The following is a 14,562-nucleotide window of genomic DNA, read 5'->3' on the forward strand; positions in this document are numbered from 1 at the left end:
CCACCTTAATTCCATGGCATTACCATGGCACTTAATTCATAGATAACGGTATCCCGTTCAAACCTACTTCTAATTCAGTTTGAATGTTCGAAAGCTACCTTCATCTGATTCTTGCTTAGGATTTTCCAGCCTAGAATCCATTCTCTTATAAGAGAATCAGACTACTCCTCTTTCTCATCACAAAATATATAGTCACAATTATAGCTATAAAAGGGAAATTTGTCAATGAAGTTTTCCCATGTAGATCTCAGAATATAGATACTCAACCAATAATTTACAAGGAAATTCCATATATCTGCTTGATCAAATAATCTCTTCAGACTCCAGGCGTTCCACTTCCTCATCATTCAATCCTAACAACTGTGAATATACATACTTATTATACTCACCAATTTCTGGTATACGCATTTTTCTGTCACCTGGAGTTTTGGACATTTTATATACTGAGCCAGACAGCTTCACTTTCCCACACAAAGGTTGCTCAACCTCCACTATCATCTCACGATGCTTTATCTGTGGGTCGTTTGCTACCTGTCCAAAGGTAGGCACTTCAGATGTTGGAACCTTGAACTTTCTCAATTGTTCAACTGCATCAATTACGGTTTTGTTCCTTAACCAATTATCTAGTATTTCTTCAACAGCTTCCATATTTTGAGCTCTCAGCACCCTGGTTCTGAACCGTTCATCTTCCAGCAAATCCTCCCTGTCTATGGCCTTTAGAACATTCATCCATTGACCGTCTGTTATTGTGCAAATAACAACATATCCATCCTTGGCCTTATATGATCCAAATGGCGAGGAACTGCTTAGCTTATTGCCCATACGCTTAGGTTCCTCAAGAGTATCAAAGTAATTTGCTCTGTCCGGAAATACCATAGCCCACATTCCATCCTGCATTGATATGTCAATGCGTTGACCCTCTCCCGTCATGCTTCGGTAATGCAATGCTGCTAGTATTGCTATAACCGCGTTGTAGCCACCCATATAGTCCGCCAGTGATACGCCTACCTTTAGCGGTTCACCATCCTTATACCCTGTTACACTCATGAGACCACCCATAGCTTGCCCGACCATGTCATAGGTGACCTCGTCTTTTCTTGGTCCAGTCTGTCCAAATCCTGAAATTGATGCATAAATGATTGCTGGATTGATTCTACTTGCTTCATCATAGCCCAATCCTAATTTATCCAATATACCAGGTGCAAAATTCTCTACGATTATATCACATTCAGCGGCCAGTTTTTTTGCAAGCTCCAAGCCACTAGGATTTTTCAAGTTCAAAGTTATACTTTTCTTACCTCTGTTGTAAGATAAGAACTGATATGATTCTCCTGAGGGAGTCATTGGTGCTGCATTTCTTTCTGGTTCACCGGTTCCGGGTCTCTCCACCTTAATTACCTCAGCTCCCAACTCACATAATACAGAAGTACAATGTGGTCCTGATAAATACTGTGTGAAATCCAAAACTCTAATTCCTTCCAAAGCCTTTTTCATACCGCAATCTCCTTTCCCGCGCTATCATAATTTTTATGAATCGTCTTGATTTCAAATCTTTGATAAAATTTTTGTTTGAAAAGCACAAATCAAATAAATTTCTGGGAATATTGAGATGGGGAATTAATCTCTATAATGAACTCTTTTCATCATCAAGTAGCTTTCTGAATATCTTGAGATAGTTGTAGAACGCAATAAGATTTAGAGTTACAGTAATGGATAATAAAATTATTGAAATTGTCATACTCAGATTAAATACGATAGACAGAATTGCAGCATAAAGGGAAAAAGTAGCTACTTTACCATACTTATTAGATGGAATTACTGCCCTTCCATGCTTTATATATAAGATTAGGCCCCCACCTATCATAATTATTTCTTTAACGAGCATAGGAATCAATATCCAAACTGGTATTAGACCAATCATTGTAAAAGTGACCAATACAGTGAAACTCATCATCTTGTCAGCAAATGGATCCAGAGCTGCTCCCAGTTTACTCATTAGATTAAATCTTCTTGCTATGTATCCATCCAGTACATCAGATACACCTGCTATCATAAAAATCATTCCCAGAATAAATACCTTATCTTCAATGTCTGAGAAAAACAATACTAGGTATACTGGTATAAGTATAATTCTAAATACGGTAATCAGGTTAGGTAATGTCATTTCACTCTCTCCTTGTACGAATATGACTTCTAAATTGCCTTAGAGATATTCTACTTTATTTGATTCACCTGGTCAACCGCTCCAACTATATGGTTTACTCCATGGTTTTTAGCTTTCTCCAAAGAGTTGTTACACTTATTCCCAGCTTCTCGGCAGCTAATGTCTTATTGCCTCCAGTTTCCTCCAAAACATTCATTATTGTATCTTTTTCAATTTGCTTCAGGACTCCTTTTTTACCATCATTCTCATGCTCTACATATTGATGGTCTGCCTCACGACCCAATTGAGGTATTCCAGAAATCGCTTCATCCATGACTTCTATGGATATTTCTTTATCTCTTGAGAGGACTACACATCTTTCCACAAGATTTTCCAATTGTCTGATGTTTCCTGGCCAATCGTAAAGTAAAAGCCTTGCCATTGCATCGTGATCGATTCCCTTGGTCTTAATATTCAATTCCTTGCTTTTCCCCACAAGGAAGTAGTCAACCAAGTTATGTATGTCTTCCTTCCTCATTCTCAATGGTGGTATCTCAAGTGTGAGGACACACAGTCTGTAGTAAAGGTCTTCCCTGAACTTCATTTCTTCAACTTGCCTTAATAAATCTCTATTGGTTGCTCCAATCACTCTAATATTTACAGGAATGATCTTATCGTCCCCTAGCCGAACCACCTCTTTTTCTTGAATTACCCTAAGGAATCTTGCCTGTATACTCATCGACATTTCACTGATTTCATCAAGGAATATCGTGCCTTCATGAGCTAATTCAAAAAGACCAGTCTTTCCACCTTTTCTGGCTCCGGTAAAGGCTCCTTCAACATAACCGAAAAGCTCGCTTTCCAAAAGATTTTCAGGTAATGCTGCACAATTTACAGCAACAAAAGGCTTGTCCTTTCTTCCACTGGCATTGTGTATGCTTTGAGCAAATAATTCCTTTCCGGTTCCAGTTTCACCCTGTATCAAAATCGTACTATCAACCTGTGAAAACAATTTAGCCTTTTCCTTTGAACGACTTATTGCTACACTGTTTCCAATAATATCATCAAAGTATGTTTTAGCTACATGACCTTTTGCGTGTAGCTTTGTTCTGATGTGAGTCTCCATCTTCTGGATTTTTTCAACTTCCTGAAAAGTAGCCACAACACCAACAATTTTATTGTCAACCAATATTGGTACCCTATTTGTTATGATGGTTGTTCCTTTTATCTTTTGAATCTCTCCCAGCTCTGATTCACCAGATTTCAACACCTTGGTCATCCTGGTATTCTCGACTACGTTATCGACAAGTTCACCTATTGCGTCATCATAGGATATCCCAGTCAATTTCTGTATCACTGGATTGAATACAGTGACCCTTCCCTTGTCATCAATTCCAAGAATTCCATCATAAGCAAAGTCAATAATAGACTTTAGAATTGCTGCTTTTTCTTTCTCTATTTGCTGAACTTCAAGTAGTCTATGTGAATATTTTATTGCATCTATAATAGCTGTCTTTCCTGTTTCAATAAGAACAGCATCAAGTCTCTTTGATTCCACAGACTCTACAACCTGATGCCCTCCAATAAACACCCTGCTTCCCTTTTTATAAAGTAGATTTATACAGCCTTCAATTTCTCTGGTCGATGAAATTGTGCAAACGTTTATATTGGCTTTAAAGGTTTTCTCAAGAATTGTTCTAACACTTTCATATGCATCAGCAAGATCTTCAAACCCAATAATACCTATATTATGGGAATAATCCATAGCTTTTGACAGGGAGTTTATAACATCATAACTACTAAAATCAATGTTAACCACCGGTATACTGACATTGTTCTTTATTAATTTCCCTGTGCCACCTCGACTTATAATTATACCTACTCCGTCTCTTTCAGCCTTCCTGGCCTTTCCAAGACCAACGCTGAATGAACCTTCAATAACCTCAATGTCCTCATTTAGAAGATCCACTACTTCTCTTGAATACTCTGTGAACTTTTCATCAGGTGAAATAATTACAATTCTGCCATACATGGGAGCTCCACCTCTCAAATCCAGATTTAAATACTTAAATACAACCTTTATTATATCTCATTTTTATTGATTAATAAATGGCTGTTGTTTAAATATTCAGATAAAAGCCTGTGGGATTTCTGCTATTTCCCCACAGGCTTAGCCGGAGTTATATCTATTCCTTGGGTTTTAAGTGACTCTCCAAAGGAGGACCGTAAGCCCACACTATCTTGAACTGTGTATCTCCAGTATTTACTATTTCATGATCCACACCTAGAGGCGAATAAATAGCTGTACCTGGATACAAATCGTACTCTTCATCACCACAAATCAGTTTTCCTGTTCCCTCAATTACAAACATTGCTTCCTCAGAACCTTCATGTCTATGCAGTGGGATTCTACTTCCTGGTTCAGTTACATTGGTACCCATGGCAATTTTGGTTGCACCTACTGTAAATTCACTGATCAGCACTTTTGACACTCTCGGATGAGGTGTTTTCAACGCACCTTCAATCTCACTTTCTCTAACTATCACTTTTGTCATGATATTCTACTCCTTTCATAATATGGATTTTGCAAGCTGATTAACCACCTTCTAAATGAGGAAATAACTCTATTTTATCATTAGCTTCTACTGTACAATCAATCGGTGTCCATCTTCCATTTTTGATGACCATTCCCACGGATTCCTTTTCAATACCAATCATATCAATCATTTGCTCAAAGGACATTGAATTTTCAATGTCAATTCTGAACTCCTCATCACCAGACTGATTGATCAATGTCAGATTCAATTTGACTGTTACCATAGAATCACCTGAATATCTATATTAATGATTTCTCCATTTCTTCCGTTGTTAAATCAAAAACAGCATTGGTGGGTTCAAGCTTTTCATCGTATAGAAACTCTGGTAGCTTATCATCTGCTGGACTGACACCCGATCCCACGTTAAACTCTCTTTCAATCTTAATTGTCTCTTCTGCAATGCTCCAAATAGTCTCAGAATCGAATTTCGTGCCAGCTTTGTAATTTACAATGTCCGCCAGAACATTTGGTTCTGCAAACAACGGTCCTCTTGCGAACATGCACAGTCCTATACAGTCCAGTGTACCAATCTGAATTTGAAGCTTTCTTGAAAGCTCACCCTGATTTTCAGTACCCAATGGATCAACCGCGTTTCTTGAACCAAAACAGTTCCCTGCTGTATGATCACCGCCCATGGTTGACATACCATATGTCACCCCATTTCCCTTAAGTGCTCTTGGATCATAGCCCGGGAAGCCTTGCCCTTTTCCAACTGGAATCCTCTCTGATCCAAGCACCTGACCGGTAATTTTCGCTCCATTTCCCAACATTCTACCAATTATAGTGTCTCTCTTTATTTCATTTACCAAAGCCATGCAATCCTCTTCACTTCCAAACTTTCCGTAACCCATATCAAGAGCTACCCCTAGAGCACACCCTGTTTCTATGGTGTCCAAACCTAAATCGTTTATTTCATAATTTAGCCTTGCCACAGAATCAAGATTATCCATCCCCAGATTTGAGCCAAGAAGCGCAATATTCTCATATTGAAGCGTTGAGACTATCTTATTTCCCATTTCATCTGGGTAAACAGTACTACACCTGATGGCACAAACATCCATGCAAGATACTGCTAGCTTTCCTTCTCCTCCTCTGGAAAGTATTGTTTCATTCAATTTTTCACCACAAATATTTTCTACGTGTTCACTGGAACCATATCTGAAACCATTAGTAGGCAGTGCTCCCATGCTATTTACCGCCTTTACGATTCCAGTTGTACCAAAGTTGTGATAAATGTCCTTCGTCTTAGGGTCATTAGCTAATTTTTTATTAAACTCCTTAGCTATTTCATTGAATTTATCCTTGTCTTTGTATTCCACCAGTTCACTCTCAGTGTCATCAATTACAATAGCTTTCAAGCCCTTTGACCCCATAATTGCTCCTAATCCACCTCTAGCAGCAAACTTCAATTCACCATGTGGATCCATAACTGCTATTGCAGCTCCTCTCAATCCTCTTTCGCCTGCTGGACCAACACATATAATACCAGCTTTATTCCCATAGTCTTTTCTCAACAAAGCGCTCGTTCTATACGTTCCTTCATACTTCAGACTATTTATTTTTTCTAGACTGAATTCACCTTTCTTCACAATAAGCAGATAACAATCCTCACTTTTAGCCTTGCCCTCAAGAACTATGGCTTGGATTCCGAGTTTCGATAGCCGGGCTCCTGCTGTTCCACCACTATTTGCTTCCTTTATTCCATTTGTCAGTGGACTTTTCCCTCCGATGGAGAGTCTACTGGCACTGGAAGCAATTGTACCTGACAAGAGTCCCGTTGCAAATACCAGCTTATTCTTCTTTCCTAAGGGCTCACTAGTTGGTTCAACTTCGTCATAAATAATTCTTGAGCTCAAAGCTCTGCCACCAAGAAATTGGTATTCTTTCCTTTCCTCAGTAACTATATTTCCTGTCGTCATATCAACTCTTAGTATTTTTTGCATATTATCCCCTCTTTGTTATGAATATTTACAGTTATCTAATCCTCATCAGGTGCAATATTTGACTTAAAGGTAAAGGATTGGAGTATAAACGAACCTATTATTAACACGAGTAAAATCAATGAAATTGGCCTGCTTACAAATGATACCATCAGATTCCCAAATGATCTTGAACTAATCAAGGCCTGTCTGAAATTGGTTTCAATCATAGGACCTAGTATTATACCAAGTACAATTGGCGAAACCGGATAATTGGCCCTCTGGAACATATATCCTATTAGACCGAATGCAACCATTATCAATACGTCATTTATGTTATTGTTCAATGCATAGGATCCTATTATACAAAGCAATGAAATCAAAGGAACCAGTGCCCATTTTGGAAATTTAAGTATCTTAAGCATCAGGTTTGAACCAAGAATTCCAATAACATAGGATACCAATGTTCCAATTGCGAGGAAGATGAGGATATAATAAAAATACTTCCTTTCAGTTATCATAAAGGTCGGTCCTGGTAACAATCCATGCATGTAAAAAGCCCCAATTATTACTGCAGTGATGGAGTCTCCAGGAATTCCAAGGGTCAACATGGTTGTCAAGGCTCCCCCAATTGCAGCATCATTAGCTGTTTCTGGAGCTGCAACACCTTCATATGCTCCCTTGCCAAAAGGTCTGGATGGTTTTTTCACTATTCCTTTTGTAGCTCCATAAGCCACCAACGACCCTATATCTCCTCCAGTACCAGGTAGAAGACCTATAACCCAACCAATTACAGCTGACCAGGTCATTGTGGGAATAACCTTCTTAATTATTTCCCATTTTGGAAATAAGTCTCTTATTTTGTATGACTCATCAATTTTAAAGGATTTAGTTTTCTTTAGCTGTACAAGAACCTCCTTCATTCCAAATAGTCCTATCATAGCTGCTATGTAGTTAACTCCTCCACTTAGTACCTTGGTACCTAAAGTAAATCTCATTAAACCTGTTATGGGGTCCATTCCCACCATTCCTATGAAAACACCTAGAAAAGCTGCAACCAAGCCTTTTGTCATTCTCCCTTGGCTTAAAACTGCTACAAGGGTTATACCCCACATTGTAATTAGAAAATACTCCTGCGGTCCAAACTTCAAGGCTATGCTTCCCAAAACTGGTCCAGCAATTGACAGCATGGCCAAACCAAACAAACCACCAACTAAGCTTACAAATAATGACAATCCCAGAGCAGTATTTGCTTCTCCTCTCATTTTCATAGGATATCCATCAAAAGTTGTGGATACTGCAGCTGCCGTTCCTGGTATATTTAGTGCTATCGCAGAAATGGAACCTCCAATTACTCCCCCTGCAAATGATCCGATTATAAATGCCAAAGCAGGTATCATTTCCCATCCAAATGTCAGTGAAACTACCAGTACTATTGTCATGGTAACGGTCAATCCTGGTAATGATCCCATAACAAGGCCGACAAGACTTCCAACAATAATATACAAGATGTATATAGCTTCAAATTCAATCATAATTTCGACCTCCTTCCTATGGCAACATCACGTTGAAAATTTTATAGAACACAAAATATAACACTGGTACAGCGACAAAGGAAACTATTGCAGCCTTGCCAACTCTTTTGCCCAGGTTCATTTCCTCATAATTCATTACCATCATTGCAATTATTAGAAATAATATTGTCCCAGGTAAAAAGCTGATTTTCCTAATTACGTAGGTATAAATGACAACGCCTGCAGAATATAATACAGCCATGCCAAGATCCACTGATATATCCTTGTAGTCCTCCTCATCTTCAACCTCATTTTTTTTCACTCTACGTATGTCACTAATTATGGTAAGTAAAATGAAAACTAGTAATGCTGTCCCTATTAGAAAAGGAAAGATTATTGGTGATGTCGTGGAAAATAGTGCCAAGTTTCTTATAACCATCCAATTACGTATACTGATCATTACAAATGCTCCGATGGCTCCTATAAACAGATAAATCAAGTAGTCCAGCCATCCCAGTTTTCTCATGCTGACACCTCCCAATCATCCTCAAAATTTGTTAAAACCATTTAAATAAATTGCAGCCCCTTCAAAATAAGGGGCTGCAATCCCCTTATTTGTCTAGTCTTTCAATCCCAAATTCTTCAGGTGATTTTGCAGCTGCGCCAGTGTCATACAACAACCATGCAGCTTTGGAGGTCCACTCTTCAAGGTAATCAATAGCTTCCTGTCCACTGTAGTCGATTTGTGTTAGGTAAAGATTCTCGCAATATTCATCCCATCTGGGGTCCGCCATGGATTCTTCCATTTTTCTTTGAAGATAATCCGTTATCTCCTCTGGTGTTCCTTTAGCTGCAAACAAGCCGAAATAGGGACCGTATGGGATATATGGAGAAAGCTCATCATATACTGTTCCAATTGGCACTACTTCATCAAGGCCTGGTATAGGCTCATTCGTAAATGAAGCTAATATCTTAAGGTTTCCACCCTTATGGGCTTCAACCATTGATTGCACCATTTCTATTGTAGCATCAACCTGACCACCCATTACAGCTGTTATTGCAGGACCGCCACCAAGGAATGGTACAAATGTGAATTCAGCACCAAGGTATTGTTCGCAAAGAAGTCCACTTATATGTGGGACCGTTCCAGGACCTGCAGTACCAATGGTAAGCTCCCCTGGATTTGCAATTGCATACTCCATTAATTCTTCTGCCGAGTTGAATGGTGAATTTGGAGGTACTGCAAGAACAGGAGTAGCTTCAGCAACAAGCTTTATTGGAATAAAATCTCTGGTCGGATGCATATCCATAGTGTCCATAGTCTGCCAAACAGACATTATCTCAGATCCAAAGAATAAGGTGTAACCATCGGGAGTTGTGTTAAGTACGTTTGAAGCTGCTGTTGCACTTGCCGCTCCAGGTGTGTTTGTAATTGCTATCCCTTCGCCAACCTTCTCCTGAAGGATTGGTACAATCCCTCTTGCTATAACATCAGTAGGTCCACCAGCTCCAAATCCAACAACAGCATTGATTGGTCGCTCTGGATAAGCAAGCTCTGGCTCTTCAGAAGGTTCCTCAGCAGGCTCTTCTGCTACAGGCTCTTCTGCTACAGGTTCCTCAGCTGGCTCCTCTGCTGGTGTGCTACAGCCCGTTAAAAATAATGACATAGCAAGAACCAATGTAAGTACTAAATACAAAAACCTAAATTTTTTCATTACCTTCCCCCCTAATTGAATTTGTTTTACTACGCCTACATCAAATTTTAAATACCCTCCCTCTCTAATTATTTTTGTTAATCTACAACAACATCTGAACTTCCAAATTTAGCCATGCTCAATCCGCAATTCTCAGCATCAATATCTATTGGCATAAGCTCAGGTGACAGTCCATTCTCACTTTCGATTGCGTTCATGAACATATTGCCAATAGGACAGCTTAGCGGCTGCATGCCCTTCTCATCAAAGCTGTCTCTGATTCCCTTAAGACAACAATTCTTGACATTAGCTTTGAATGTAAACTCGTCCTGGGTTATTTCAATATCCTCAAAAAATCCTTTTTCCTTCATCCATTCAGCAAGAGCTTCAATATCATGTGCTTTTTCGCCCAACTCATTTTCGATATATTCAACTCCAACAAGAGTCATTCTGTATCTGGCTCCCTTACCTCTTTCATCATAAAATGCCTTCTGAGTTTCAAAAAGTAATTTATCTTTCAATTTTCCTATGTCACTCAATTTTCAAACCTCCCCATGCGATAGATTTATTCCTTGTAATACTCCTCTCCAAACTTTTCACTGTATACAAGTTCATTCAAAGGTATCCTTGGTCTTGGGTTCTTGACCTCACCAGGTACTCCAACCGCTATGATCGCATAGAGCTTGTATTCCTCTGGAATCTCAAAATAGTTTTTCATTCTCAGTTCATCGCGAATATCAATTGTTGGTGCAACCAACCAGCAAGCCCCCAAACCCAGACTTGTTACTGTTAGCAACATGTTTTGAATGGCAGCTGATGTATCGAATGGAGCGTCCCAAACCTCCTTTTTCCCAAGTACAAGAATATCCATGTGTGCCTGGTTAACAAATGCAGAAACATTACCTGATGTCAATTTCTTAAAAGCTTTTCTCTTTTTTTCCTCATCCTCGAGGGCTTCAAACCTGGTCTGCATGTGTTTACTTAGGTATTCACCAGTAAACCTTCTACCGCTACCTCCTTTGCCTACGTAGGATAGGAAATCCTTGCTCTCCTGATCCTTGACTATAATGAATCTCCATGGTTGTGCATTTTCTCCTGAGGGAGCCTGTCTAGCACTTTCCATAATGATTTTTATATCTTCTTCTGATATTGGCTTATCCTCATATTTCCTTATACTTCTTCTATCCAAAATTACTTGCCAAAATTCCTTGTTGACATCAGTCATTTTATCGCCTCCTAATATTACCTTCTACACTGGATGGTGAATTGCATAAATACTCTTGCCACCATTTAAAGGTCCTTTAATGACATCTTCGATTAGTCCCTTATCCTTTTCAGTAAAAGTTTCAATGTCTGGTAGGACTCCCACAGGATAAATTCTTCTTATTTCATCATGCAATGCCACCATAAAATCAAATAGAGCCTCTAATCCATCCATGGCTTTTGAAGCATCCGCCAATGATGGCTTCCCGATTACTGCTTCTGGATACATCTTGACTTCCAGGCCCCCATTACCAATTTGTGCATGCCCTGGAATCGGAGATTGATAAACGTCTCCACCTTTATCGATCCAACCCTTGGGGAATTTACCCTTTGGAACAGTGTCTTCCATATCTTCCATACTGTTCATTTCTGGGAACAGCGCCAGGGAATAGGATGCTTCGGCTTCATCAGCATGTGCAAACGGGGTCTCGAATGGCCCCCCATGTTCCTTGTCCTTTAGATGATTTGGTATTACTGTTGGCCAGTTCACAAAGGTAATCACTGCAGGTACCTGCCATATCTTGCCAAACTGATGTATCGCATTTGGAATTACATACTCTTGACCGTGACCATTCAGAAGTATCATTTTTCTAAAGCCAGCATTCCAGAAACCAGCGAGTATACATCTTAAGTAGTTTGTAAAGGTTTCTTCCGGTATGACAATTGTTCCAGGCATTCCCATATGTGCCCAAGGATGTGATCCAAACCAAATTGGTTGCGATACTGTACATCCTGTTTTCTTTGCAATTGTCTCGGCCATTCTGGTAACAAGGAAGGTATCCTCACCAAAACACTGACCATTACCATGGGCTTCAGTACTACCAATGGGTATTATAATAATATCGTTTTCCTTAAGTCTTTCTTTAACCTGTTTTCCTGTCATGTTCTGAAAATAAACCTTGTCGGCATTATCCATAGAACCCTTTGAAATATCATATTTCACTTTAAAAGCACCTCCTAATAAATTTACTTTAAGCTAATATTTAATAATGCAATTTAGATGCCAATAATTTTTACAGAATATTCTTTGTATTTTCTAGTGATTTGCTTAATTGTTAATAATTTACCACTGTGTATGGGAAAAGCCATTTCATTATGAAAAATATTTATTTGAATAATGGTGGATTGTAATTTTATTTTGAAAAGCGACTATTATAGTTGGATCGGTCCAATCAATCTATAGCACCGAGGAGCCATATCTCTCGGCAAGCATATTCAGCTTTTCCACAACCTCCACATCAACAGGCACTCCCTTGGACATTCTTTCCTCCATAACATTTTGTTCTATCTCTCCTGCCATGTAGATATTATTGTCCCCTTTAGGAGTCAGTGATTTGATCTTTTCTATTGTCTTGTCTACATCCTGCTTGTATTCATCCACATCCATAAAGTTCTCAATATCAATTGCCAGGAAAAGATGACTTGTTTTTGAAGGACCACTCATGTCTGTAATATTTTTGACTTCACCGGTCATACAGGTCTTTGTCAAAAGTCCCGTCATCAAATCAACTATCAACGAAAGTCCTGAACCCTTTACTCCACCAATGGGAACTAGACTCCCCTCAAGTGCTTCATTGGGGTCTGTTGTTGGATTTCCATCCTTATCCAAGCCCCAATCACTGGGGATTTCCTTGTTTTGCATTGCAGAAATCCTAATTTTCCCTCTAGCTACTGTGGACATGGACATATCCAGAACAATAGGTTTGCCTACCTTAGCTGGTACTGCCACCGTGAGGGGATTTGTTCCCAGGAGAGGTGTCTTTGTTCCAAATGGTGCAATTGCGGGGGATGCATTTGTCATAACCAATCCAATCATATCTTCCTTGGATGCCAACATGGAGAAGTATGAAGCCACTCCAAAATGATTGGAATCCTTGACTGTTACCATTCCTATACCGTAAACTCTAGCTATGTTGATTGCTTCCTTCATTGCCTTGTATCCTGCAATCTGTCCCATTCCATTGTCTGCATCCAGCATGCCTACCGCAGGTGCCTTCATTTTTTTGAATTTCATATCTGCGTTTTGATTGACTACTCCATTCTCCATTCTTTGGATATATGTAGGCAGCCTAACGATTCCATGGGATTTTATGTTTCTCAGTTCGGCAAAGAGTAGTGTGTCGGTTATGATTTCAGCATCTTGAACACTCATTCCTGCCTTTGTAAGCATGTCTATGCTAAACTCCTTTAGTGTTTCCACCTCATATATAATAGGTTTATCCAAGTTTTTCATCCCCTTTGCCTAATCTTTACCTACAGTCTGGCTACTCCCGTATCTCTGGCCGCTTTTGCCACCGCTTCAGCGATTGCGGGTCTTACTCTTTTATCAAATGGCATTGGTATTATATAGTCTTCCTTAAGGTCTTCATCTGATATAAGCCCCGCCAGTGCATTTGCTGCGGCTACTTTCATTTCTTCATTTATTTCTGATGCCCTTACATCAAAGGTACCTCTAAACACTCCTGGGAATGCCAAGACGTTGTTTATCTGGTTTGGATAGTCTGACCTTCCTGTACCCACCACTCGGGCTCCGGCTTTCTTGGCAAGTTCAGGATCGATTTCCGGAACTGGATTTGCCATGGCAAATATTATCGGATCCTTATTCATGGATTTGACCATTTCCTCTGTAAGGATGTTTGCCTGAGATACTCCTATGAATACGTCCGCTTCCTTCATGGCATCGGCAAGGCTACCACTCTTTAACTCTCTGTTAGTGATTTCAGCCATTTCTTCCTTTGCCCAGTTCATTCCTTCTTCTCTACCTTGATAGATTATTCCGGACCTGTCAACCATGAGCATATCCCCTACCCCTAGGTTTAGGATGATCTTTGCTATTGCTACACCGGCTGCTCCAGCTCCGTTAATCACTATTTTCAACTCTTCCATTTTCTTTCCTGTCAATCTCAGTGCGTTCATAAGTCCAGCCAAAACTATTATTGCTGTACCATGCTGATCATCGTGAAATACCGGTATGGAAAGCTTTTCCTTAAGCTTGTTTTCTATTTCAAAGCATCTTGGTGCTGATATATCTTCAAGGTTTATTCCCCCAAATACAGGTTCAATCATTGTTACTATGTTTACTATCTCATCGGGATCCTTCGTCTCTACACAGATTGGAAATGCATCCACCCCTCCAAATTCCTTGAATAGTACAGCCTTTCCTTCCATTACCGGTAATGAGGCACTGGCTCCTATATCTCCAAGGCCGAGAACTGCGGATCCGTCTGACACAACTGCAACCATGTTTCCCTTTGATGTATAATCATATACTGTATTCTTATCCTTGAAAATCTCTTTGCAGGGCTCCGCAACTCCAGGTGTGTATGCCAGGCTTAGGCTTTCCTTGTCGTTTACTTTGACCTTGCTTTCCACATTGAGTTTTCCTTTGTTGTCCTTATGTAGCTTTAGTGCATCATCTCTTAATGACATTAT

At 39.6% G+C, this 14,562-nt stretch carries 14 protein-coding genes and 1 other annotated feature (1 of these 15 only partly in view); all 14 genes read right to left on the reverse strand.

Annotated elements, in window-relative coordinates; translation table 11 throughout:
- Nucleotides 1-187 (reverse strand) — a binding site (T-box leader) (it extends 24 nt beyond the left edge of the window).
- A gap of 116 nt (nucleotides 188-303) precedes the next feature.
- Nucleotides 304-1,494 carry a CaiB/BaiF CoA transferase family protein gene (locus tag ACKVDP_RS07165; RefSeq protein ID WP_409228129.1) on the reverse strand — a complete coding sequence of 397 codons (1,191 nt, stop codon included), beginning with the start codon at nucleotides 1,492-1,494 and terminating at the stop codon, nucleotides 304-306.
- Between the two features lie 130 nt (nucleotides 1,495-1,624).
- A complete protein-coding gene (gene pgsA / locus ACKVDP_RS07170; protein WP_409228130.1) occupies nucleotides 1,625-2,164 on the reverse strand; it encodes a CDP-diacylglycerol--glycerol-3-phosphate 3-phosphatidyltransferase in 540 nt (179 codons plus the stop codon).
- A gap of 94 nt (nucleotides 2,165-2,258) precedes the next feature.
- A complete protein-coding gene (locus tag ACKVDP_RS07175; RefSeq protein ID WP_409228131.1) occupies nucleotides 2,259-4,175 on the reverse strand; it encodes a sigma 54-interacting transcriptional regulator in 1,917 nt (638 codons plus the stop codon).
- A 154-nt stretch (nucleotides 4,176-4,329) separates the two neighbouring features.
- Nucleotides 4,330-4,698: a cupin domain-containing protein gene (locus tag ACKVDP_RS07180; RefSeq protein WP_409228132.1), complete on the reverse strand. Its 369-nt coding sequence runs from the start codon at nucleotides 4,696-4,698 to the stop codon at nucleotides 4,330-4,332.
- Nucleotides 4,699-4,738: 40 nt separating this feature from the next.
- Nucleotides 4,739-4,963 (reverse strand): hypothetical protein, encoded by a 225-nt coding sequence (locus tag ACKVDP_RS07185; protein ID WP_409228133.1) that lies wholly within the window; start codon nucleotides 4,961-4,963, stop codon nucleotides 4,739-4,741.
- Nucleotides 4,964-4,979: 16 nt separating this feature from the next.
- Entirely contained in the window at nucleotides 4,980-6,683 is a 1,704-nt protein-coding gene (locus ACKVDP_RS07190; protein WP_409228134.1) for an aldehyde ferredoxin oxidoreductase C-terminal domain-containing protein, read from the reverse strand.
- A gap of 35 nt (nucleotides 6,684-6,718) precedes the next feature.
- A complete protein-coding gene (locus ACKVDP_RS07195) occupies nucleotides 6,719-8,194 on the reverse strand; it encodes a tripartite tricarboxylate transporter permease (RefSeq protein WP_409228135.1) in 1,476 nt (491 codons plus the stop codon).
- Nucleotides 8,195-8,210: 16 nt separating this feature from the next.
- Complete coding sequence (locus tag ACKVDP_RS07200) at nucleotides 8,211-8,699, reverse strand: tripartite tricarboxylate transporter TctB family protein (RefSeq protein ID WP_409228136.1); 489 nt, start codon at nucleotides 8,697-8,699, stop codon at nucleotides 8,211-8,213.
- A gap of 85 nt (nucleotides 8,700-8,784) precedes the next feature.
- Nucleotides 8,785-9,888 carry a tripartite tricarboxylate transporter substrate binding protein gene (locus ACKVDP_RS07205; RefSeq protein WP_409228137.1) on the reverse strand — a complete coding sequence of 368 codons (1,104 nt, stop codon included), beginning with the start codon at nucleotides 9,886-9,888 and terminating at the stop codon, nucleotides 8,785-8,787.
- Nucleotides 9,889-9,965: 77 nt separating this feature from the next.
- The gene (locus ACKVDP_RS07210) at nucleotides 9,966-10,406 is read right to left on the reverse strand and encodes a hypothetical protein (protein WP_409228138.1); all 441 of its coding nucleotides are present in this window, start codon (nucleotides 10,404-10,406) and stop codon (nucleotides 9,966-9,968) included.
- 26 nt (nucleotides 10,407-10,432) lie between these two features.
- Nucleotides 10,433-11,092 (reverse strand): nitroreductase family protein, encoded by a 660-nt coding sequence (locus tag ACKVDP_RS07215; protein ID WP_409228139.1) that lies wholly within the window; start codon nucleotides 11,090-11,092, stop codon nucleotides 10,433-10,435.
- A 24-nt stretch (nucleotides 11,093-11,116) separates the two neighbouring features.
- Complete coding sequence (iolN, locus tag ACKVDP_RS07220; RefSeq protein ID WP_409228140.1) at nucleotides 11,117-12,073, reverse strand: 3-dehydro-scyllo-inosose hydrolase; 957 nt, start codon at nucleotides 12,071-12,073, stop codon at nucleotides 11,117-11,119.
- Between the two features lie 234 nt (nucleotides 12,074-12,307).
- The gene (locus ACKVDP_RS07225; RefSeq protein WP_409228141.1) at nucleotides 12,308-13,354 is read right to left on the reverse strand and encodes an Ldh family oxidoreductase; all 1,047 of its coding nucleotides are present in this window, start codon (nucleotides 13,352-13,354) and stop codon (nucleotides 12,308-12,310) included.
- A gap of 29 nt (nucleotides 13,355-13,383) precedes the next feature.
- Nucleotides 13,384-14,559 carry an NAD(P)-dependent malic enzyme gene (locus ACKVDP_RS07230; RefSeq protein WP_458306237.1) on the reverse strand — a complete coding sequence of 392 codons (1,176 nt, stop codon included), beginning with the start codon at nucleotides 14,557-14,559 and terminating at the stop codon, nucleotides 13,384-13,386.
- Nucleotides 14,560-14,562 lie beyond the last annotated feature (3 nt).

Origin of the sequence: Gudongella ferriphila, from assembly GCF_046224405.1 — a bacterium.
Lineage (GTDB): Bacteria > Bacillota > Clostridia > Tissierellales > Tissierellaceae > Gudongella.